17 protein-coding genes and 1 pseudogene are annotated in these 20,188 nt (G+C 70.3%); 7 read left to right on the top strand and 11 right to left on the bottom strand.

Annotated elements, in window-relative coordinates; translation table 11 throughout:
* Positions 1-75: 75 nt before the first annotated feature.
* The 4 genes from D7V88_RS23580 to D7V88_RS23565 all read right to left on the bottom strand — a co-directional run bounded on the left by D7V88_RS23580 (position 76) and on the right by D7V88_RS23565 (position 4,788).
* Complete coding sequence (locus D7V88_RS23580; RefSeq protein WP_120542901.1) at positions 76-1,269, bottom strand: M48 family metalloprotease; 1,194 nt, start codon at positions 1,267-1,269, stop codon at positions 76-78.
* Between the two features lie 82 nt (positions 1,270-1,351).
* The gene (locus tag D7V88_RS23575) at positions 1,352-2,518 is read right to left on the bottom strand and encodes a tetratricopeptide repeat protein (RefSeq protein ID WP_372241109.1); all 1,167 of its coding nucleotides are present in this window, start codon (positions 2,516-2,518) and stop codon (positions 1,352-1,354) included.
* Between the two features lie 240 nt (positions 2,519-2,758).
* On the bottom strand, positions 2,759-3,871 hold the full coding sequence (locus tag D7V88_RS23570; protein ID WP_120542900.1) for an ArsA family ATPase: 1,113 nt from the start codon (positions 3,869-3,871) through the stop codon (positions 2,759-2,761).
* Positions 3,868-4,788 (bottom strand): ArsA family ATPase, encoded by a 921-nt coding sequence (locus D7V88_RS23565; RefSeq protein WP_120542899.1) that lies wholly within the window; start codon positions 4,786-4,788, stop codon positions 3,868-3,870. The genes D7V88_RS23570 and D7V88_RS23565 overlap by 4 nt, the downstream gene beginning before the upstream one ends.
* A gap of 190 nt (positions 4,789-4,978) precedes the next feature.
* Here D7V88_RS23565 and D7V88_RS23560 point away from each other — a divergent pair, with 190 nt between their 5' ends.
* Both D7V88_RS23560 and D7V88_RS23555 read left to right on the top strand, forming a co-directional pair.
* On the top strand, positions 4,979-5,293 hold the full coding sequence (locus D7V88_RS23560; protein ID WP_120542898.1) for a hypothetical protein: 315 nt from the start codon (positions 4,979-4,981) through the stop codon (positions 5,291-5,293).
* Between the two features lie 24 nt (positions 5,294-5,317).
* Positions 5,318-6,124, top strand: a complete 807-nt coding sequence (locus D7V88_RS23555) for a ParA family protein (RefSeq protein WP_120542903.1) — start codon at positions 5,318-5,320, stop codon at positions 6,122-6,124.
* A gap of 52 nt (positions 6,125-6,176) precedes the next feature.
* Here D7V88_RS23555 and D7V88_RS23550 read toward each other — a convergent pair whose 3' ends face one another.
* Positions 6,177-6,857 carry a polyhydroxyalkanoate synthesis regulator DNA-binding domain-containing protein gene (locus D7V88_RS23550; RefSeq protein ID WP_120542897.1) on the bottom strand — a complete coding sequence of 227 codons (681 nt, stop codon included), beginning with the start codon at positions 6,855-6,857 and terminating at the stop codon, positions 6,177-6,179.
* A 168-nt stretch (positions 6,858-7,025) separates the two neighbouring features.
* Between D7V88_RS23550 and D7V88_RS45545 the strand changes: the two are divergent.
* The 3 genes and pseudogenes from D7V88_RS45545 to D7V88_RS23540 all read left to right on the top strand — a co-directional run.
* Positions 7,026-7,124: pseudogene (locus D7V88_RS45545) on the top strand (zinc-ribbon domain-containing protein); the annotation flags it as partial.
* Positions 7,125-8,138: 1,014 nt separating this feature from the next.
* Positions 8,139-9,152 carry a DUF3426 domain-containing protein gene (locus D7V88_RS44620; protein ID WP_244238340.1) on the top strand — a complete coding sequence of 338 codons (1,014 nt, stop codon included), beginning with the start codon at positions 8,139-8,141 and terminating at the stop codon, positions 9,150-9,152.
* A 6-nt stretch (positions 9,153-9,158) separates the two neighbouring features.
* Positions 9,159-9,950: a hypothetical protein gene (locus D7V88_RS23540; protein ID WP_120542895.1), complete on the top strand. Its 792-nt coding sequence runs from the start codon at positions 9,159-9,161 to the stop codon at positions 9,948-9,950.
* Between the two features lie 7 nt (positions 9,951-9,957).
* On the opposite strand, the gene D7V88_RS23535 is transcribed toward D7V88_RS23540, so the two are convergent.
* Positions 9,958-10,179, bottom strand: a complete 222-nt coding sequence (locus D7V88_RS23535; RefSeq protein ID WP_120542894.1) for a twin-arginine translocase TatA/TatE family subunit — start codon at positions 10,177-10,179, stop codon at positions 9,958-9,960.
* Between the two features lie 117 nt (positions 10,180-10,296).
* Here D7V88_RS23535 and D7V88_RS23530 point away from each other — a divergent pair, with 117 nt between their 5' ends.
* Positions 10,297-11,040: a glycerophosphodiester phosphodiesterase gene (locus D7V88_RS23530; RefSeq protein WP_120542893.1), complete on the top strand. Its 744-nt coding sequence runs from the start codon at positions 10,297-10,299 to the stop codon at positions 11,038-11,040.
* Here D7V88_RS23530 and D7V88_RS23525 read toward each other — a convergent pair.
* The 3 genes from D7V88_RS23525 to D7V88_RS23515 form a co-directional block, all read right to left on the bottom strand.
* Positions 11,037-11,936, bottom strand: a complete 900-nt coding sequence (locus tag D7V88_RS23525) for a hypothetical protein (RefSeq protein WP_120542892.1) — start codon at positions 11,934-11,936, stop codon at positions 11,037-11,039. The genes D7V88_RS23530 and D7V88_RS23525 overlap by 4 nt on opposite strands.
* Before the next feature lie 193 nt (positions 11,937-12,129).
* On the bottom strand, positions 12,130-15,381 hold the full coding sequence (locus D7V88_RS23520) for an MXAN_5808 family serine peptidase (RefSeq protein ID WP_120542891.1): 3,252 nt from the start codon (positions 15,379-15,381) through the stop codon (positions 12,130-12,132).
* Positions 15,382-15,599: 218 nt separating this feature from the next.
* Positions 15,600-16,439, bottom strand: coding sequence for an EI24 domain-containing protein (locus D7V88_RS23515; protein WP_120542890.1), 840 nt, complete (start codon positions 16,437-16,439; stop codon positions 15,600-15,602).
* Between the two features lie 59 nt (positions 16,440-16,498).
* Here D7V88_RS23515 and D7V88_RS23510 point away from each other — a divergent pair, with 59 nt between their 5' ends.
* Entirely contained in the window at positions 16,499-17,836 is a 1,338-nt protein-coding gene (locus D7V88_RS23510) for a glutamate--cysteine ligase (RefSeq protein WP_120542889.1), read from the top strand.
* Between the two features lie 51 nt (positions 17,837-17,887).
* On the opposite strand, the gene D7V88_RS23505 is transcribed toward D7V88_RS23510, so the two are convergent.
* Both D7V88_RS23505 and D7V88_RS23500 read right to left on the bottom strand, forming a co-directional pair.
* Entirely contained in the window at positions 17,888-18,511 is a 624-nt protein-coding gene (locus D7V88_RS23505) for a hypothetical protein (RefSeq protein WP_120542888.1), read from the bottom strand.
* A 107-nt stretch (positions 18,512-18,618) separates the two neighbouring features.
* The coding region (locus tag D7V88_RS23500) for an Hsp70 family protein (RefSeq protein WP_244238339.1) at positions 18,619-20,188 on the bottom strand (1,570 nt) is incomplete at its 5' end.

Raw genomic sequence — 20,188 nt, 5'->3', positions numbered from 1 at the left:
GGCCTGGTTGGCGAGGGGGATGTAGTGGAGTGGGGGGCCCATCCACCGGCAGCTTCTTGATGCAGCACCCGCAGGTCAGGGCACGTCGAGCGCGGAGATCCGTTCCCCCATGGGGGGATGGCTCATGCCCCGGAGGACGAGCCAGCGGGGAGGATTGGGGTCCATCTTGTTCACCCGCGCGGCCTTCACCAGCATGCGGCGGAAGGCCTCGCGGTCTCCGGTGAGTCGGAGGCCGTAGCGGTCCGCCTCGCGTTCCCGTTCGCGCGAGAGGGCCCCGGAGATGGGGGCCGCGAGGTTGAACAAGAGGAAGACGAGGAACGACACCAGGGGCAGGGTGCGGATGTCGCCCGTTCGTTGGACACCCCACCAGCCCCGGCGGGCGGAGAGGCGCTGCACCTGGTCGATGAGGAAGAGCAGGGCCACCAGTGCGAGCGATGAGGCGATGCGGCCGGGCCAGCGGGCCTCGTTGACGTGTCCCGCCTCGTGCGCCACGGCGGCGAGCACTTCGTCCTCGGAGAGCTCCTTCACGATGACGTCGTTGAGGACGATGGTGCGGGTGGGGCCCTGGCCGGCGAAGTACGCCTGCACGCGCTTGGACGTCACGGACGTCTTCTCCACCAACACGTCGGAGAAGGGGATGTCCGCCTTGCGCATCAGCTCGGTGATGCGCGAGCGCAGCGGACCTTCTTCAAGGGGCGCCTGGTCGAAGTAGAGGCGGGCGCGGTACGGATCCAACGCCGCCGCCACCAACATCAGCAGCGCCACCGGCACGCCCAGCACCAGCCACCAGCGGCGCACGCGGCGGGCCAGGCCATACATGCCGACGACGAGCGCGGTCAGCGCGAGCGCGGCCACGACGATGGCCTTGAACCAGATCCACGCGAAGCTCAGCGGCGTGAGGTTGGACATGCCGTACTGGTGTTCCAGCACGTAGTAGAACCAGACGTTCGCGGGGGCGTAGAGCACCTGGGTGGCCAGGTCGATGAAGAGGGCGAAGAAGATGGCGGCGCCCCATCCGGACTCGCCCCACAGCCGGTCCATGGCCGTGAAGAAGGCGCGGCTCACCGGCGCCGTGCGAAGGAACCCGAACCTGCGCTCCAGGGCCGCCGCCGCCGCCGTGGCCCCCCGGTACACGGGGCGCACGAGCACGGCCAGCAGCAACACCACCAGCGCCACGTGCACCAGCGGATCCACCGCCGCGCGGATGTAGTGGGGCTGGTGGTAGGCGTGGATTTCAGCGAGCTGTTCGGGGGTGAAGAGCGGTTCCATGGGCGGTGGACCGCGAGGCTACGCCCCCGGAGGGCCTCGTGCCCAGCGGGCCCCCGTCAGGCCGGGGGCTCGGGACGACCGCTCAGGAGTGCGGCGCGGTGGAGGCGTCTTCGGGGAGCGGGGTGCCTTCGCCGTCCGCGTCCGCGAGCAGCAGCCTCTTCACCTTCTCCAGGCTCTGGCGCGTGCGGTCCACGAAGGCGCTCTGCGAACCGATGCGCTCGGCGGCCTCCAGGGTGCGCTCGTAGATGTTGATGGACTTGGTGAGCAGCACGCGGATCTTCTTGCGCAGCTCCTGGCGGTAGATGCCCGCCTCCTCGGCGTTGAGCTCCGGGGGCGTGGGCGAGTGCACCATGTGCTCGTAGAGGTTCTCGTAGAGGGCGCCAATCTGCGCGCCCGCGGCGGTGGCCCAGTAGCCGTTGCCCACGCGGATGGAGCGCAGGTAGTGGCCCTGTGCGGACAGCAGCAGCTCCGCCTTGTAGTTGAGGTCCTGCGCCAGCCCGTCGCTGCCCCGGCTGGCCTCCAGCTTCACGGCCTCGTAGTGCAGCCGGTAGATTTCTCCGACGAAGAAGTGCGCCTGCGCGGGGAAGTAGTCCTCCACCTCCGCCTTGTCTGGCAGGGCGTCGTAGGCGCTCAGGGCCTTGCGCAGCGTGGCCTCCGCGTCGTCCGTCTTGCCGGATTCCACCTGGCAGATGCCCTGCTGCACCTGGGCCTCGATGCGGCGGCCCGCGGGAAGGTCGTCGCGCGCCACCAGCGTGGAGAGCATCCGGGTGGCTTCGTCGTAGCGCTCCAGATGGTAGAGCGTCTCCGCCACGCGGAAGGATGCCTCCAGCGCGTCGCCCTGGCCCTTCGCAGGCTCCGCCAGTTCGGAGAAGCGCCCGTAGGCGTCATCCCATTCCTTGAGGCGCTGGTGGGAGAGCCCTGCGTTGTAGAGCGCCTGCCGGCGATGCGGGCTGTTGGGGTGGAAGTCCACGAGCCGGCCGAAGTAGCGCGCCGCCTGCTTGAAGTCGTTGGCCGCGAAGGCTGAGGTGCCGCCCGCGAAGAGCTCCTCGTCGTTGAGGCGGTCCAGCTCCAGGTCCGCCGTCACCGTCACGGGGTCGAACTCCACCACCTGTTTCGTCTGGGCCGCGTCCGGCTTCGCCGCGGTGCCCGTCGTGCGGCAGCCCGTGAGCGCAAGTCCCAGGGCCAGCGCGCCCCACCCCAGCCACCGCCGGGCGCCTCCGGTTGCATCCATCCGCTTCATGCCGTCCATGCGCCTGCTTCCTTCCGGAGTCCGCCCGTCCCACCGTGGCTTGCCAGACATCGACATCCCGGAGACCCGGTGGGTTCCCCAGGCGTTCCACCGCCTGCCTTCGGGGTGGGCCAGTCTAATGCGAGGCGCGTCCCCGCGCTGCGCGTCGCCCGCCTGCTGGGAATGCCGCCGGAAATATCCGCCGGAGACATCCCCCAGAATCTCTGGTGGGACGGGGCCACGCGCGGTGGGGGAGGGTGCTCAGACGAGGACGTCGTCGCCCAACAGATAGCGTCCGGTGTTCCACAGTGCGGTGAGGTCGTGCACGTCCAGCCCGAAGCGGGGCACCTGGATGAGGGGCGTGCCCGGACAGGCCGCGCGCAGTTGCGCCATGCCTTCCAGGTCCTGCTGGGCGAGCACCTGAAGCTCGCGCAGCGTCTCCTCCACCTTCGCGCGCCGCGTGGGCGTCAGCGAGGCTGCGTCCTTCCACAACCCCGGCGTGGGCACCGGGTGCACGCGGTTCACCACGATGGCCGTCATCTCCATGCGGTTCTGCTTGAGCAGACCGTGGAAGTGGATGGCCTCGTCCAGGCGCTCCGGGTTGGGGCTCGTCACCAACACGAACCCCGTCGTCTTGTCCTCCAGCAGTTCGCGCACGCCGCGCGCCCGTTCGCGGAAGCCCTCGTTCATGGAGGAGAGCGTCACCATGAAGGAGGACAGCTCCTGGAGCATCTCCGTGCCGGTGAATCGCGACAGCGCGCGCGTCACGTAGCTGCCGCCCAGGTTGAAGAGCGACAGGCCCACCTTGCCCGCCTTCAGCGCGGGCGTGAGGAGCCACTTGGCCGCTTCGTTGTCCAGGAAGTCCAGCACCCGGTTGGGCGCGTCCAGGAAGTCCAGCGCGTGCGCGGTGGGCGGCGTGTCCAGCACCACCAGCTCGTAGTCCTTGCTGCGGCGCAGGTCCCACACCTTCTCCATGGCGATGTATTCCTGGCTGCCCGCCAGGGCCGTGGAGAGGGACTGGTAGAAGCGGTTGGCGAAGATGCGCTCGCGCTGATCAGGCGGTGCCACGCGGGTGATGAGGTCATCCCAGGTGGCCTTCATGTCCAGCATCATCGCGTGCAGCGCCGCCTTGGGGTGCACGCCCAGCGGCTCCAGCACGGAGGCTGGCACTTCGGCTTCCGTGTTGCCCAGGCCGGACAGGCCCAGCGAGTTGGCCAGGCGCTTCGCCGGGTCGATGGTGCACACGATGCTCGGACGGCCATCCACCGCCGCGCGCAGGGCGAGCGTCGCCGCCACCGTCGTCTTGCCCACGCCACCCGAGCCCACGCAGATGAGCACGCGCTTGTTCGCGAGCGCCGCTTGCAGCGCCGTCATGCTCCCGCGCCTCCCGTCACCAGCGTCTGCAGATGGCCCATCACCGTCTCCACCGCGTCCCGTCCGAAGCGCGGCACGAACAGTCTCGGCACCGTGTACACCGGCGCGTGGAGGTTGCGCTCCAGCTTCGTCCCCGCGAGCACCGCCTGCGAGGCCCGGTCGTGGTGCGCCTTCGCCACCGCCTGCAGCTCCGGACAGCCCGAGAGCGCTTCCAGGTCGGCTTCCGTGAAGCGCTGCGGAAACGCCTGGTTGAGCACCGCCGCGTGCGTGCGGATGTGCACCCGGTCGCGCAGCGCGCTGTGCAGCTCCAGCGCCTCGTTCACCGGCATCTCCTCCGGCAGCGCCACCAGCACCGCGGCGGTGACGCTGGGATCCACCAGCAGGTCGCGCATCTTCAGCGCCTCGCGCGTCATCGGTCCCGGCGGCACCGTCTGCAGGAGCACCTGCGGCACGTTCAGGAAGGAGATGGCGTGGCCGGTGGCGGGCGCGTCCAGCACCACCGTGTCGTACTTCCAGCGGCCATCCGGCAGCTTCTCCTGGAGGTGGAAGAGGATCTTCCCCAGCAGGACGAGTTCCTGGAGCGACGGGATGAAGCGCAGGAAGTAGCGCACCAGCCGGTTCTCGAAGACCGTCTTGTAGAGGGTCTCGAAGCGCAGGACCATCAGGCCGTACTCGCGCATGGACTCCTGGGGGCGCACGTCCACCGCCCAGAGGTTCTCCTCCAGCTTCTTCACCTCCGGGCCGGCTTCGGGCAGCTCCAGGAAGCGGCTGACGCGCTCCTGCGTGTTGACCTCGCACACCAGGGTACGGCGCCCGGCGCGCACGGAGGCCAGGGCCAGCGCGGCGGCGACGGTGGTCTTTCCCACGCCCCCCTTGCCGGAGACGATCCAGAGACGTTTGTCGAGCAGTCCGGGCATAAGGGCGCGCGAACCGTAGGGATGGCCCCCTGGAGAGTCAACGAGAGTCCACGACGGGAAACACCCATTGTTCCCCTGCTTGACACGTCGCGTTGGCCCCTCCCAGAGTGCGGCGTCCTTTTCCCGACGTCCCGCCTGTCCCCGGGGGCCGAAGCCCGGCGGCGGGCCTGGACCTGAACGGTTTCAAGCCATGCTCAAGAACAATCCGATGATGAAGATGCTCGTGGAGACGGGCGAGGAGCGCGTGGGCAAGCTCGCGCAGCAGTTGCTCTCCAACGAGAAGTTCGTGGCGGCGGTGCAGTCGCTGGTGTCGCGCTCGCTCGCGGCCAAGGGCACGCTGGACACCGCGCTGCGCACGGCGCTGTCGGCCATGAACCTGCCGTCCACCGCGGACCTGGAGCAGTTGCGCTCGAAGGTGGATGATCTGGAGCGGCTGCTCTCCTCCGTCGAGGGCAAGGTGGACACGCTCGTGGAGCACGCGACGTCCAACCCGAAGAAGAAGTAGCACCCGCCTTCCGGGGCCATGGCCATGCGGCGAATCGCGTTCATCAACGAGAAGGGCGGCACGTGCAAGACGACGCTGGCGGTGAACACCGCCGCCTGGCTCGCGCTGACGAAGCACTGCCGCGTGCTGCTGGTGGACCTGGACACGCAGGGCCACGCGGGCAAGTCGCTGGGCCTGGACGTGCGCACGCTGCCTGCGAACGTCTTCCACCTGCTCACGGACCCGGGCGTGACGCTCGCGTCCGTGATTCAGCCGACGGGCGTGTCCGGGCTGGACGTGGTGCCCGCGTACAAGGAGATGGCGGACTTCCCGGTGGTGGTCGCGCAGGATCCGCGCCGGGCGCACCGGCTGGCGGATCGGATGCGGGAGGCGGAAGCCGCCGGCTATGACGTCGTGCTGTTCGACGCGCCTCCCTCCATGGGGCTCACCACGCGCAACATCCTGGTGGCGGCCACGGAGGTGGTGGTGCCGGTGGCGCTGACGTACCTGGCGCTGGACGGGTGCGCGGAGCTGGCGGAGACGGTGCGCCAGGTGGGCGAGTCCGAGGGACGCCCGGACCTGCGCGTCACCAAGGTGGTGCCCACGCTGTACCGCAAGACGGCGCTGGCGACGGCCATCCTGGAACGGCTGAAGGCGTACTTCCCGGACGCCCTCGCGGCCACGCCGCTGGGCTACAACGTCAAGGTGGACGAGGCCCAGAGCCACGGCAAGACGGTCTGGGAGTACGCACCCCAGAGCCCGGGCGCGAAGATGCTCGCGGCCATCGCGGCGGAGATCCACGGCGGGCCCGCCCCGACGAAGCGGAAGCGGGTCCCCCGGAAGGTGGCCTGAGCGGCGCCCGGCGGTTGAGTTCGCGCCGGGCGACCGGGACTTCACTCCACGCCTAGGCGGCGCCGGAGTCCTTCTTGTCGGCCTTCTCCGCGGCGTCGAGCTTCTTCTCCAGCTCTTCCAGCCGCTGCGTGAGCGCCTGCATGTCGCGGCCCAGGGCGGGGAGGTTGCCGGTGAGGTTCTCCACGACCTGCTTCACGCGCTCATCCATGCGGCGCTGGAAGTCCTCGAAGGCGCGCTGGCTGGCCTTGAGCAGCTCCGCGGGGTTGAGGCTCGCGGTGGCCTCCGCCGACGGCGTGCCCGGAGTGGGCGCGGGGGCGACGGCGGCGGGGTCCGGGGTGGTTTCCGGAGAGCCGTCCTCGCGGCGCAGCAGCTTGTCCAGCCGCTGCTCGGCTTCCTCGCGGATGGAGGCCACGCGCGGCGTGACTTCCTTCTGGATGAACCCGGAAATGGACTCGCCGGGGTGGCGGATGATCTCCCGCAGCACCGACAGCGGCATCTGGTTCTTCTTCTTCTCCTCCTCGAAGATGATCTGGGCCAGGGTGACCGAGGTCAGGTCTTCCTTCGTGCGGTTATCGACAATCCGCACCTCGGTTCCCTCCTTGATCATCGCGGCGATTTCATCAAGGGTGACGTACCGGCTCTCCACGGTGTCGTAGAGTTTCCGGTTCGTGTAGCGCTTGATGATCTTCGGCTCCTTGCTGCTGGGAGCGCCTGCTTGCTCGGCCTCGCTCATGTCTGTCGTCTCCGACCCCGGCTGCGCCTTGGCATTTACTGGTTTACTACTTGAGTTCCAAAGGGGCGAACCTCGTATCAAAGGGGTTCGAAGCGAGCAAGTTACCCGGGACCAACTCGCCGTGCCCTCCTGGTGGGCCTATGCTCCAACTCCCCCCGGCCCTACCTCATGATCGTCCAGTGCGAACAGTGCCAGACGCGGTTCAAGATCCCCGACGAGAAGGTGACGGAAAAGGGGGTCAAGGTCCGCTGCACCAAATGCCAGAACACCTTTCGGGTGGCGCGCGAGCCCGCGCCCGACCTGAGGGCCCCCCTGCCAGCTCCAGCTCCGGCCGAGCAGGCGGACCCGTTCCAGGCGTTCGGTGATGCCCCCGAGCCCACGGGGGAGGTCACCCGTCCGGGCCCGGCCTACTACGCGCCCGGCGGCCCTGGCGCGCCCGGAGCGAAGCCGTCCCCCGCGCGCTCCTGGGGTGATGTGGATGTGGACATCGACCTGGACGACGCGCCAGCGGCTCCCGTGCGGGCTCCCGCCACGTCAGGTGCCGGGGGGCCGCTGACGCCCTTCGATGCGCCCATGCCGCCTCCTGGCGTCGCGGCCCGGCGGCAGGTGGCCCCCGCTCCGGTGGCTCCCCCGGTGAACCTTTCCGGGCTGAACGAGGAGGATCCGTTCGCGGACTTCATGTCCGATGTTGGACCTTTGCCCGCGCCGGCCAGCGCTCCGCCCGTCGCTTCCCCGGCGCCGGCACCCCGGCCGGTGGCCTCGGCGAGCCCCGGTGCTCCCCCCAGGCCCTCGGTCACGGGCCTCCGGTCGGTGCCTCCCGGAGCCTTCGCGCCCCCGGCTCCGGCTCCCCGGACCGCACCTCCGGGCGCGTTCGCGGCGGGGCCTCCGGGCGCGCTGCGTCCCAGCGCGGGCGCTCCCGTGCCGCCGTCGGGTCCTGGCGCTTTCGGGGCCGGACCTTCCACTGCGCCTTCGGGGCCTGGCGCCTTCGGGGCTTCCTCCGCTCCGGTGGGGTTGGATGGCTCCCTGGGGGAACCTTCCGCGCGCCCTTCGGGGCCTGGGGCGTTCCCGGCGGGACCTTCCGCACGTCCTCCTGGGCCTGGCGCTTCCGCGCCGTCTTCGGGTGCCAGGGCCGGTGCCTCCGCGCAGCCCCGGACCGGGCCTTCGCCCGCAGGCCGTCCCGCTCCGGTCGCGGCTGCTGTCCCTGCCGCCACCCCCGACCCGCTCTTCGACTTCTCGCTGGACGACGCTCCCGTTGCCGCGCCCCCGGCCGCGAACACCGTCGTGACAGCCTCGCCAAGAGGGGCGCTCCCTCCCGCGCCCGCCGCGCCGGCGCCCAACTACGAGTCCGAGGATCCGTTCGCGTCCATCGACATGGCCGCGCCGTCCGCGGACCTGTCCGCTCCCGAGGACCCGCCGCCCGCCGCCCCCTCGGATGCGATGGGCGACCTGTTCGACTTCTCCGGTGGCGGCGCCTCCGGGGAAGAGGGGATGGCCGCCTCGGACACCGGCCGTGCCGCGCTGCTGGGGGACGTTCCCACCCAGGCCGCACCGGACGCGGACGGCGTCTCCTTGCTGGGTGAAATGCCGGCGTACGACGACGGCGACCCCTTCAAGATCACCACGCCCCGCCGCGAGGTGGTGGACCTGGCCTCCATGCGCGGAGGGCCCGCCGTCACGGTGACCAAGCCCTCGGCACGGCTGGAGGACGTGGGCATGCCCCAGCGCCGGCTGCCCGGCCGCGCGCGGAAGCTCACGGGCTTCGTCGTCAACCTCACCGTCGCCACCTTGCTGGTGGTGGCCCTGGGCGCCCTGGGCATCGTGTACCTGCGCGATGGACAGGTGGACGCCTCCACCCTGTCCCCGGAGCGGCTGCGCACGCTGGTGATGCCGCCGTCCCACCCGTTCACCGCGAGCGACGTGTCCAACGGCCTGTACGCCACGCGCGATGGCCACATGCTCTTCGTCGTACGCGGGGAGGCGGAGAACCGCACCGGCGCCGCCGCGTCCGTGCGCGTGCGCGCCGCCCTCTTCGACGGGGACCAGCGGGTTCGCTCCACCGAGGGGCTCGCGGGCGCGCTGGCCACCCCGGAGGACCTCTACGCCGTCACGAACGCGGAGGCCGCCACCGCCCTGCGCCAGCGCCTGGACGCGGCCTCGCTGCCGGTGCCTCCGGGCGGCAAGGTGCCCTTCCTGGTGGTGTTCCAGGAGTACCCCGCGGACCTCGCTGGCTTCCGTCTGGAGGTGACGCTGGAGCCCGCGCCCTCCGCGCCCACGGCGGACCGCACGGGGGAGTAAGGCGCCATGTCCACCCTGGAGGAGGCCCGCGCGCTCGCGCGCAACATGCACGCCCTGGGCGGAGGCGCGACGGTGCGCCGCAAGGCCGCCGCTCGCGAGCTGGCCCGGCGTGAGCCGTTCGACACGAACGAGCTCATCGGCCACCTGCTGTCCCTGGCCCGCGCCGGCCAGGCCCCCGCCACCTGCGTGCTGTCGGACTTCATGGCCGCCCTGGACCAGGAGGCCGAGCACATCCCCCACGTGGACGCGCTCCGGCGCATGGCGCACGTGCAGTCCCTGGAGGCCGTGGCGGACCTCTTCGCCCAAGGGCCCGCGCGCAAGGAACTGGACGCGGACGCGGCGGCCCGCGCGGATGCGCTCGCGGCCAACCAGTCCCTGGGCCACTTGAAGCAGCAGGCCCGCATGACGCGGGACCCGGACGTGCTGTCGCGGCTGGCCACCGTCAGCAATCCGGCCGTGCTGCGCAACGTGCTGATCAACCCCCGCCTCACCGAACCGCTGGTGGTGCGCATCGCCGCGCGAAGGCCCGCACGCCCGGAGCCGCTGGTCGAAATCTGGAAGGCCTCGCGCTGGTCGGTGCGGCACGCCGTGCGTCGCGCGCTCGTCTTCAACCCGTACCTGCCGCCGGAAGTGGGCGCGAAGATCGTCCCGCTGCTCAACGCCGCGGACCTGCGCGAGCTGGTGGCGGACGCGGGCCTGCTCCCCGCCCTGCGACAACAGGCCGCGCGCCTGCTGCTGGAGCCGGCGCCCGGCACCCCGCCCGGTCCCCTGGTGCTACCGGACGGCGAGGAGTTCTGAGGCGCGGCTAGGCGCGGCGGTCCTTGGGAGGCTCGGTGAAGTCCGCGTCGGTGCTGCCCCGGCGCGAGCCGGGCAGGGTCTTCACGTCCACCAGGTCCTGTCCGCGCGACGCCTTGCGGAAGGAGTAGACGAACTTGCCCATCGCGTTGCCCAACTGCCCCATCCGTGCGGCCGAGAAGACCACCAGCAGGACGAAGCCGAGGACGATGAATTCTCCAGCACCCAGCATGCTCCGGACACTGCAATAAACCCTCCCGGGAGGCAAGTTGGGCGCACGTCCACCCCCGGACGCCCGGCCGTCCACGGCGCTGCCCTGGCGCTCGGTTCCAGCGCAGACTGCGCGCCCATGCTCCTGCTCGCTCACCGTGGTGCCAGCGCCGATGCCCCCGAAAACACCCTGGAGGCCTTCACGGAGGCCGTGCGCCAGGGCGCCGACGGGGTGGAGTTGGACGCCATGGTGTGCGGCTCCGGCGAGGTGGTGGTGTGCCACGACGAGCGCCTGGAGCGGCTGGCCGGACTGCCCTGGGAGGTGCGCACCACGCCCTGGTGGAAGCTGCGCCGGGCCGACGTGGGCTCGTCCCTGGGGTACGCCCCCGCGCGCATCCCGCTCCTGGAGGACGTGCTGGACGCGCTGCCGGCGCACTTCCTCGTGAACATCGAGCTCAAGTGCGACCACTTCGGTGACGGCGGGCTGGCCGCGAGCGTGGCCCGGCTGGTGGCCGAGCGCGACCTCTCCAGCCGCGTGGTGCTCTCCAGCTTCAACCCGCTGTGCCTCTTCCGACTGGCGGCGGTGGCCCCCACGCTGCGCCGGGGCTTCCTCATCGACCCGGACAAGGCCTGGGCGCCCCAGGCGTACGTGGTGAGCCCGCTGGTGTCCTCGCACTCGGTGCACCCGTTCCACGAGGCGTGCACGCCAGAGCGGGTGAGCGCGTGGCGGGAAGCAGGGCTCAGCGTGGCGGCGTGGACGGTGGATGAGGCCCAGCGCGCGCGGGAGCTGCGCGAGCTGGGCGTCTCCTACCTCATCACCAACCGCCCGGGACGCCTGCGCGAAGCCTTGCGCGAGCGCGCCCCGGACGCGGTGGGGGCCTAGAAGTCCAGGCCCAGCGTGGTGTTGAAGGCGACGACGGAGGGCAGGTCGCGGCTGGCGTCGCCCGTCACGTCGAAGCTGCCCAGGCTCGTCACGGAGAACTCGGCGCCCAACTGAAGCGCGCCGCCGATGAAGCGCGCGCCCGCGTAGAAGCGCGGGGTGAGGTTGTCGCCCGCGGCCACCCGGGCGTACGTGCCCGCGTTGTCGTTGGCGAGGGTCGCCCGCGAGTCGTCGTCCTGCGACTCCTCCAGCGTCAGGCTGGGGTTGAAGACGAGCGTGCGCGACGCGGCGCTGACGAAGGCCAGGTCCAGGCCGCCATAGGGCGTCAGGGTGATCATCCCGCCCAGCGGGAACTGCTTGCCCACGCCGATGTCCAGGCCCGTGGTGGTGAGGTCCAGGTCGTGCGCGCCGAAGAGCTTCGTCACGTGCAGGCGCACGCCCACGTCCGGCAGGTACGTGAAGCCCTCGTTGACGGCCCACTTCAGCTCGCCCATGGCCGTGACCATGCCGCTCTTCTCCACCCAGCCCACGCGGCCGCCCAGCTCCAGCGAGAAGGGCAGGCCCTTGCGGACATGGACGGAGGGCAGCAGCACGGAGCCCGGCTGTTCGCGCTCGGTGGGCAGGAAGACCCCGTCCGGCAGCGACACCACGGACAGCTCCGCGTTGAACGAGTAGCCCGAGTGGCCCGTGGTGCGGGGGGGCATCAGGTTGGCGGAGTTGATGACCGCGCCGAACGTGCGCGCGAAGGCGCGGAAGTCCGCGCTGGCCAGTGCCGCGCCATTCTCCTGCCCGAACCTGTCGATGCCGAACCGGGCAATCTGCAGGTCATTGTCGTCCGCGTGGGCAGCAGCCCCGGACAGCGCCGTCGCGAGGACCAGCCACCGACTGAACGTCCGCATTGGGGATTCACGCCTCCGGGACGCGTTCCGGCCAAGCGGGCGCCCACCTGCGAGGACCCTAAATCGGCCTTCGGTAGAGCGTCAACAAAACGGGCGGCCCTCCTCCAAGAAGCCTCCTCCCGTGTGGGGAAGGAGGCTGTTGGAAGCAGGCCGCCCTGCTCAGGCGCTCAGGCGTCGGCTTGGAGGCCGGGGACTACTGCTGGCGCGGCTTCACCGGCGTGGTGGCCGCGGCGGCGGGCGTCGTCACCTTCTGGGCCACCTCCGCCGGACGGCGGCGGATGACCAGCGTGCGGCGGCTGGCGAACTCGGTGCTCTCGCGGGCCACCACCAGCACGTTGTTGTTGCCCTCCTTCAGGGCGAAGTCCGCGGTGAACTTCAGCGTGTTGGGCTCGCCGCCCTTGGGGTCCACGGCCTTGAAGTAGACCTTCTGGTCGTTGACCAGCACGTAGACGTCCAGCAGGCCGTTGGGGTCCTTCACCGCGCCGGAGAGGGTGAACTTGTCGCCGTTCACCACCACGCCGCCGTGCGAGGGGTCCACGTCCAGCTTGATGTCCGGCGGCTGGTGCGTGGTGGTCCACGCCACCGTCTTGGGCGCCACGGCCTTGCCCGCCTTCACTTCCTTCGCGTCCTGCGTGCGGACGAAGGCGAAGCGGTCCTTCTCCAGCGCGACCTTGTAGTAGCCCTTCGTGACGCCTTCGAGCGCCAGCGTCGCGCCCTGCGGCAGCTTCGCCACGGCCCGGGCGTCGGAGGTGGGCGCGCCGAACAGCTCCGCCTTGTCGTTGAGCTTCACCAGGCCCTTCTTGGCCTCCAGCGTCGCGACGGGGCCGTCCTTCACGGGCAACTGGAGCTTCTCCAGCACGAACTCCTCCAGGGGCTCGTCCAGGATGGCCAGCTTCAGCGGGAAGGTGTCGCCCTTGAAGCCCTTCTTCAGCGACACCTGGAAGCGCGCCGTCTTCGTCTCGCCGGGCTTGATCTCCCCCAGCTTGAAGCGGCCCTTCTCGATGAAGACGTTCGCGTCGCCGCCGTTCTTGATCTGCGCGAACGAATCCAGCGCCGCGCCCGCGCCCGTGTTGGTGACGTCCATCACCACCGTGACGTCCTCGCCACGCTGCACGACGCCGTCGCCGTTGCACTCGGCGCAGTCATCCTGCACCTGCCAGTTGAAGGCGAACGTGGGGCGGGGCAGCTCCACGAACGACAGCTCCGACACCAGCGTGTCGCGCAGCGAGCCGTTGTCGTCGAACAGCTTCACCTTCACGTCGTCGCGGCGGCTGGTGAGGTCCTTGGGCAGGCGCACCTGCACCTTCCAGGACTTCTTCTCCCCCGGCGCGATGGCGCCGAAGAGGAACTCGCGGCGGTCGAGGAACGCGTTGTCGCTCTCCGTCCAGCCACGCACGCGCTTGAGCGGCTCCGTGCCCTTGTTCTCCACCTGGATGACCATGTCGAGCGCCTCACCGGCGGCGATCTTCGCGTCGTTGCCCGGCGAGAAGCTGGCGTCCACCAGCACGTTCTTCGGCGTCGGACCCGGGCTCCAGTCCACACCCAGCGCCGCGATGGCGTTGTTGATGCGCTGCTCCTCTTCGTTGCGCTTCTGCTCCACGAACGTCTTGCCCTGCTTGAGCTGCTCGGTGCGCTTCACCGCCGGCACGCGCAGGACGAAGTCGCGGGCGAACTGCACCTCGAAGTCCTCCTTGATCTCCTCCTGGGACTCCGCGTCCAACTGGTCGTCCAGGTCCTCGCCCTGGCCCGCGACATCCACGTCCAGCAGCGGATCATTCTCGCCGTGCGCCTTCTTGTCCTTCTCCTTGGCGCCGGGCTTGGCCGCGACCTTCTCCTTGGGCTCTTCCTTCTTCGCGGCGGCCTGGGCGGCCTTCTCGTCCACCTTCAGGTACTTCAGGCTGGTGCCCGGCTTCTCGCGGTCCAGCACCTCTTCGCGCTTCTTCGCGACGGTGGTGGAGTCCGGGTTGCCGAAGTGCTGATCCAGGTCCGCCTCGCCCATGGACTTCCTGGGCGCGAACACGTCCACCCGGTCCGCGGTGACGCGCGTGGGGATGAGCTGGATGTCCGGGACGATGCCGACCTCCTGGATGGAGAGGTCGCCGGGCGTCAGGTACTTGGCGATGGTCAGCTTGAGGGCGCTGTCGTCCGGGAAGTCATAGAGCACCTGCACGCTGCCCTTGCCGAAGGTCTGCCGCCCGATGATGACCGCGCGGTCCAGGTTCTTGAGCGCGCCCGCGACGATTTCAGAAGCGGAAGCGCTGCCGGCGTTCACCAGCACCGCGATGGGGTAGGACTCCTCGCCCTCCGTCATGCGCGCGCGCTTCTCCTCGCGCAGCTTGTCGGAGAGGCCCACGGTCGCGACGATGGTGCCCTTGGACAGGAACGTGTCCGACACCTGGATGGCCTGCTCCAGCAGGCCGCCCGGGTTGCCGCGCATGTCCAGCACCAGGCCCTTGAAGCCGCCCTTGGCGTCCGCCTGCTTGCGCATCTCCGTCAGCGCGGACTCCAGGTCGCGCGTGGTGTTGCCCTGGAAGTTCTTGAGGCGCACGTAGCCCACGCCGCCCGCGAGCAGCTTGTGCTGCACGCTTTCGATGGAGATCATGGCGCGCGCCACCGTCATGGGGCGGGGCTTGTCCCAGCCGTCGCGCTCCACGGTGATGGTGATGCGGCTGTCCACCGGACCGCGCAGCTTGGACACGGCCTCGTTGAGGTCCATGTTGACGGTGGACTCCTCCGCGATCTTCTTGATGCGGTCGTCCTTCTGGATGCCGGCCCTGGCCGCGGGCGTCTTGGGCAGCACCTTCACCACGGTGAGGTTGCCCTCCTTCATCTGGATGACGAAGCCCAGGCCGCCGAACTCACCCTTGGTGGACAGCTTCATCTCCCGGTACAGCTCCGGGCGCAGCAGCACCGAGTGCGGATCCAACGTGGACAGCATGCCGTTGACGGCCGCGTATTCGATGTCGCGCGTCTCCTCGATGGGACGCATGTTCTTCGACAGGAAGTCGAAGACGTCCTTGAGCGCGAAGGACATCTTCCACAGGGAGTCGACGTGGGAGATGTCGAACTCCTTCTGCTTGCCGTTCACGTTGACGTTGAGCTTGCCCGTCTCCGGGTTGCCGTCGACGAGCACGTCCGGGACGCTCTTCTCCACGTACTCCAGGGAGGCGATCATCATCTCCTTGGGCTTCACCCGCTTGGGGTCGACGTAGTTCTCCTTCACGTAGAGGATGACCTTCGTCAGCACGCGCAGGCTGTTGAGGTCGTGCGGAGCCTTCTCGCTCTTGGCGTTGGACGGCAGGGCGCCATCCCAGGAGTCTTGCCCCGCCTGTGCCGCTCCCAGGGTGAGCGGGAGGGGCGCGCGGTCACTGCCCGCGAATGCCCAGGCCCCCAACAGAACGGCGACGGCGGTGATGCGGCGGAAGATACGCGGCATGCGGTTCATCCAAGCTGGGGCACTCTGGGCACCCCGGGGTGATGCGTGAAAAGCCCTGTGAATCCGAACAGTTCGGCGTTGGCCAGGGTCCTGGTAGCGGCCGGGCAAGCCTAATCACGGCTTCCAGGTGCTTCAAGGCATGGCCATGTCACTAGCGTCCGAGAACGTCTGCCGCAGGCAATGCGTTCCCGGATCGCCTCACGGGTACGGACAGCCGGCCGCCCCCTTTATTTCGCCCCGTCCGGGCCTCGCGAGAGCTTCCCGGGCGTGGGAAGCGCGTCCGGAGGCGCGGACAGGTCGCCCGTGGCCCTCAGGCCCCGGTACAGCAGGGTGCCCCCGATGATGGCCACCGGGAGGAAGAAGGTGTTGAGGATCGGCACCCAGAGCAGCAGGTAGACCCCCGCCCCGAAGCCCATGCACAGGGCCCGTCGCTCGCGAAGCATGCGGCGGACCTGGGAGAACGGGTAGAGGTGCCGCGTCATTGGGGCGGCCAGGTGTTCACCGGCCATCCAGAGCATCGTCCACAGGCTGGCCAGGACGGTGAACGCGATGCTGCCCAGGCCCGGCACCAGGTTGAGCGGCAGGAGGAGCAGGAGCCCCAAGAACAGCAGGGCCATGCGCGCGAGCGTGTGCAACAGCCCTGTCGTCATCCCGCGCAGGAACGAAGCAGGCGACATGGAGGCGTCCGCTTCCCCACATTCGGCTTCGGTGGCCTCCGACAGCGGGTCCTGGAGCGGGGTGAGCAGGAGGGGGGGCACCACGTTGGCGCCCACCACCCAGGCGACCAGGGAGGACAGGATGAGGACGGTGTACCAGCCGGCGCGGCCATACCAGGATTCGGGCTGCGTCCAGACCGAGCCCAGGACGCCGGGGGCGTAGCGGTAGAGCAGGACGCCCAGGGCCACCAGGGCGATGGCGGTGATGGCCGCGCAGACGGTGGACAGCAGCAGCAGCCGGCGCGAGCGGAACACCAGCCCGAAGGCGCGACCGAGCAGCCCCACCCCCTGGAAGAAATCCGACAGACGGGGCCGGGGCGACAGGACGGGGACGGGGGACACAGGACGCATGGGGTCGGGTCGTTCAAATGAGGGCAAGGGAAACGAGCCCCGTTATATAGGGCGCCCTCATGTCCCTCGACCTCAAGCGCGTGGCCTCCGAGCCCCTCACTTCCTCCGCCCCCCTGGTGGAAGAGCTCCGCAAGGCGCAGAAGCCCCGGGCCGAGCACCGGCTCGGGCTGGAGCACGAGAAGTTCATCTACCCGGTGGGGTCGGCCCAACCCGTGCCCTATGAGGGGCCGAACGGGGTGGGGGCCCTGCTGGAGAAGCTGGCGCCGGGGGGCTACGAGCCCTTTCGCGAAACGCCCCAGTCGCCGGTCATCGCGCTGCAGAAGGGCATCGCGGCCATCTCGCTGGAGCCGGGCGGCCAGTTCGAATTGTCCGGCAGCCCCTTCTTCACGGCGCGCGAGGCGCACGAGGAGAACCTGGCGCACCTGAGGGAGACGAAGGCGGCGGCGAAGGAGCTGGGCCTGCGGCTGGTGGGGCTGGGCTACCGGCCGGTGGGCACGACGGGCGACATGCCGTGGATGCCCAAGACGCGCTACCAGGTGATGCGCCGCACGCTGCCGAAGCGCGGCCGGCTGGCGCTGAACATGATGTTGATGACGTCCACCGGGCAGGTGTCGCTGGACTGGTCCGACGAAGCGGACTGCGTGAAGAAGACGGTGACGGTGGCGCGCCTGTCGCCGCTCCTGGTGGCGCTGTACGCCAACAGCCCGCTCGTGGAAGGCAAGCCGTCCGGCTACATGACCTTCCGCAGCCGCGTCTGGGAAGAGGTGGACCCCACGCGGTGCGGCTACCTGCCGTCCTGGTTCGACGGCTCCTTCTCCTATCAGGCGTACGTGGACTGGGCGCTGGACGCGCCGCTTCTGTTCCTGCGGCGCAACGGCGAGTACCGCCACCCGGAGCTCACCTTCCGCCAGTTGCTGAAGGAGGGGTACGAGGGCAGGCCGCCGGACATGGGGGACTGGACGGACCACCTGTCCACGCTCTTCCCCGAGGTGCGGCTGAAGAAGGTGCTGGAGGTGCGCGGCGCGGACTGTGGCAGCGCGGCGATGACGGGGGCGCTGGGAGCCCTCTGGCGCGGCATCCTCTATGACCCCCAGGCGCTGGACGAGGCGCAACTGCTGCTGCCCCGGCTGAACTTCACCGAACACCTGTCCTTCCACGACACCGCGCGCCGCGAGGGACTGGCCGGGAAGCTGGGTGCGCACGAGCTGCACCGGCTGGCCGGGGAGATGGTGGCCATCGCGAAGCGGGGGCTCCTGCGGTTGGATCCGCTGGACGCGCCGCTGCTGGCGCCGCTGGAGGCCGTGGCCGCTTCGGGCAGGTCGCCCGCGCAAGCGGTGCTGGATGCGTGGGCGGAGGACCCGCGTCCGGAGGTGTTGATGACGCGCTTCGAGCTGTGAGGCCGTGAAGCGCGTCCCTTCGCGGACGCGGGGCCCTTGGGGGGCGGCGGGCTAGAAGCGGCCGCCCAGGGTGATGTTGCCGTTGAAGAGGCTGCCCTTCGCGTCGTCGTCGGTGCCGGGGACGGTGACCAGCTCTTCGCCGCCGACGAGGCGGTAGGTGCCACGCACGCCGGCGAAGAAGTTGCCCAGGCGGTAGTCGATGCCCGCGGCCATGGGCAACTCCGTCTGCCAGTCGTTGCTGAAGACGGGCTCCGAGCCGCTGGAGGCGTCCAGGTAGCTCAGGCCCAGGCCCAGGCCGACGAACGGGTGCCACTTCTCGTCGACGATGGGGCCCAGCTTGGCCAGGATGGTCCCGTTGTTGCGCCAGATATGGTTGCCGCCGCTCACGCGGGCATCATCGATGGGGACGCTCTGGCCTTCGTAGCCGACCTCCACGCCGACGAGGTCCGAGGGCTGGGCGACGGCGGTGATGCCGAACAGCGCGCCTATCCCCGTTTCGTCACCCAGGTCGCCGGTGAAGCCGCCCAGGCCGACGCGCACGTCCAGGCCGGCTTCGACCTCCTGTTCGTTGAGGCCCACCCTGCGCCCCACCTGGGTCGCGTCCACCGCGAAGGCCGGGGCCGCGATGCCCACGCCCGCCGCCACCACTCCCGCCATCATCGAAAGCTTTCTCATGTCCAGGCTCCTCCCGGTCTGTGAACTGTGAAACCTGGAATGGAAGCTGGGTCCTCCGGGACAGACACAGCACCTGCCCTGGAGGAGGAGTCGGGGGGCCGAGGGCCCTATCGGCGGCCGAAGAGCTTCTTCAGACCGGAGAGCAGGCCGCTGGGGCGGGCTTCGGGCTCGGTGAGGAAGGGCGAGCGGGCGACGAGGGCCTCGCGGGTGGCGTCGTCCAGGTCCTCGGTCGCGAGCGTCACGGGTTGACGCTTGCCGCCGGGCAGGGTGGCGCTGAAGGCCAGGGTGCCGTCGGTGGACAGCTCCAGGTGCACCTCCACCTCGCCGGGGCGCTCCACGGTGAGGGTGAGGGCGCCGAGCCACTCGTTCTCCGCGGAGGCCTGCGCGGTGCCCTGGAAGAAGGCGAGCACCAGCGGACCGGGCGCGGCCACGGGCAGCACCAGCGTCTTGGAGGTGGGCAGCGGGGTGTTGCGCTCCAGCACGCGGCGGAAGGTGCCGGAGTGTTCGGCGATGCCGATGGGGGAGGTGAGGACCTCGGAGACGCTGGCGGCGGGCTTGCCGACCTCCGCGAGCAGCAGCGCGTGGCCGAGCATCGCGGCGCCGCGCACCCCGGCGCTGCGCGCGTCCACGTCCTCGCGCACGGGCACGCCCAGGCTCTCTTCCAGGCGGCGGCGCACGAGGGGCGAGCGGCCCTGTCCGCCCACGAGCACCACGGCGTCCAGGCCCTGCGGGGACAGGGCGTTGGATTCGAGCACGTCGCGGGTGACGGCGACGACGCGCTGGGCGAGGTCGGCGGTGAGGGCTTCCATGCGCTCGCGGTCGAGGGTGGGTCCGCGGCCGGAGGGCAGCACGACGTTCACGGAGTCCTGGGTGGAGAGGGTCTCCTTGGTGGCTTCGGCGATGGCGCGCAGGGGGAGCCAGTCGAGCGGGTGTTCAGGGCGGGGATGGCCCTGTTCGGAGAGGTCGCTGACGAGCGCTTCGGCGATGCGGGCATCGAAGTCCATGCCGCCCAGGGTGGGGTCGCCGCCGGTGGTGATGACCTCCAGGTCGTCGCCCGTCACCTGCACCACGCAGACCTCCAGCCCGCCGCCGCCCAGGTCCACGACGAGGACGCGCTTTCGGGCCATGCCCCGGCCGTGCGCGTACGCGAGCGCGGCGGCGGCGCTGTTGGTGAGCACGCGGCGCACGTCGAGGCCGGCATCGAGGGCGGCGTCGCGAAGGGCGGCGCGCTGGCGTTCGGTGAAGTGCGAGGGCGCGCAGAGGACGGCGCGCGTCACCTTGCGGCCGAGGAACGCGGTGGCGGCCTGGTGCAGTTCGCGCAGGAGCAGCGTGGTGAAGAGGGCGGGGCTCACGACGCGGCCCCCGAGCTCCACGCCCGCGTCGCCGCGAAGGTCGGTGGCGATGGGGAAGGGGAGCTGTGGCCCGAGCCAGCGCAGGTGCGGGGAGCGGGCGCGCAGGCCGAGCAGGCGCTTGAGGCCGAGCGTGGCGCGGCGGGGATCGCGGGCGGCTTCGATGAGGGCGGCGTGGCCGGTTCGCAGCTCACCGTCGCTGTCCATCGCGATGACGGAGGGAAGGCCCGCGCCGTCGGTGCCGGGGATGGGGATGAGGGTGGCGACGCCGTCGATGAAGACCGCGACGCGAGCGTGGGAGGTGCCCACGTCGATGCCGAGCACGACC

This window comes from Corallococcus terminator, assembly GCF_003611635.1.
Lineage (GTDB): Bacteria > Myxococcota > Myxococcia > Myxococcales > Myxococcaceae > Corallococcus > Corallococcus terminator.
This window is presented reverse-complemented; position numbering and strand designations above follow the sequence as displayed.

Excerpts from the sequence above, each read along its gene's own strand:
- D7V88_RS23535 (WP_120542894.1), bottom strand. The coding sequence starts at position 10,179 with ATGCTGGGTGCTGGAGAATTCATCGTCCTCGGCTTCGTCCTGCTGGTG.
- D7V88_RS23575 (WP_372241109.1), bottom strand. The coding sequence starts at position 2,518 with ATGGACGGCATGAAGCGGATGGATGCAACCGGAGGCGCCCGGCGGTGG.
- D7V88_RS23515 (WP_120542890.1), bottom strand. The coding sequence starts at position 16,439 with ATGCGTCCTGTGTCCCCCGTCCCCGTCCTGTCGCCCCGGCCCCGTCTG.
- D7V88_RS23565 (WP_120542899.1), bottom strand. The coding sequence starts at position 4,788 with ATGCCCGGACTGCTCGACAAACGTCTCTGGATCGTCTCCGGCAAGGGG.
- D7V88_RS23530 (WP_120542893.1), top strand. The coding sequence starts at position 10,297 with ATGCTCCTGCTCGCTCACCGTGGTGCCAGCGCCGATGCCCCCGAAAAC.
- D7V88_RS23580 (WP_120542901.1), bottom strand. The coding sequence starts at position 1,269 with ATGGAACCGCTCTTCACCCCCGAACAGCTCGCTGAAATCCACGCCTAC.
- D7V88_RS23540 (WP_120542895.1), top strand. The coding sequence starts at position 9,159 with ATGTCCACCCTGGAGGAGGCCCGCGCGCTCGCGCGCAACATGCACGCC.
- D7V88_RS23520 (WP_120542891.1), bottom strand. The coding sequence starts at position 15,381 with ATGAACCGCATGCCGCGTATCTTCCGCCGCATCACCGCCGTCGCCGTT.
- D7V88_RS23550 (WP_120542897.1), bottom strand. The coding sequence starts at position 6,857 with ATGAGCGAGGCCGAGCAAGCAGGCGCTCCCAGCAGCAAGGAGCCGAAG.
- D7V88_RS23555 (WP_120542903.1), top strand. The coding sequence starts at position 5,318 with ATGCGGCGAATCGCGTTCATCAACGAGAAGGGCGGCACGTGCAAGACG.
- D7V88_RS23560 (WP_120542898.1), top strand. The coding sequence starts at position 4,979 with ATGCTCAAGAACAATCCGATGATGAAGATGCTCGTGGAGACGGGCGAG.
- D7V88_RS23505 (WP_120542888.1), bottom strand. The coding sequence starts at position 18,511 with ATGAGAAAGCTTTCGATGATGGCGGGAGTGGTGGCGGCGGGCGTGGGC.
- D7V88_RS23525 (WP_120542892.1), bottom strand. The coding sequence starts at position 11,936 with ATGCGGACGTTCAGTCGGTGGCTGGTCCTCGCGACGGCGCTGTCCGGG.
- D7V88_RS23570 (WP_120542900.1), bottom strand. The coding sequence starts at position 3,871 with ATGACGGCGCTGCAAGCGGCGCTCGCGAACAAGCGCGTGCTCATCTGC.
- D7V88_RS23510 (WP_120542889.1), top strand. The coding sequence starts at position 16,499 with ATGTCCCTCGACCTCAAGCGCGTGGCCTCCGAGCCCCTCACTTCCTCC.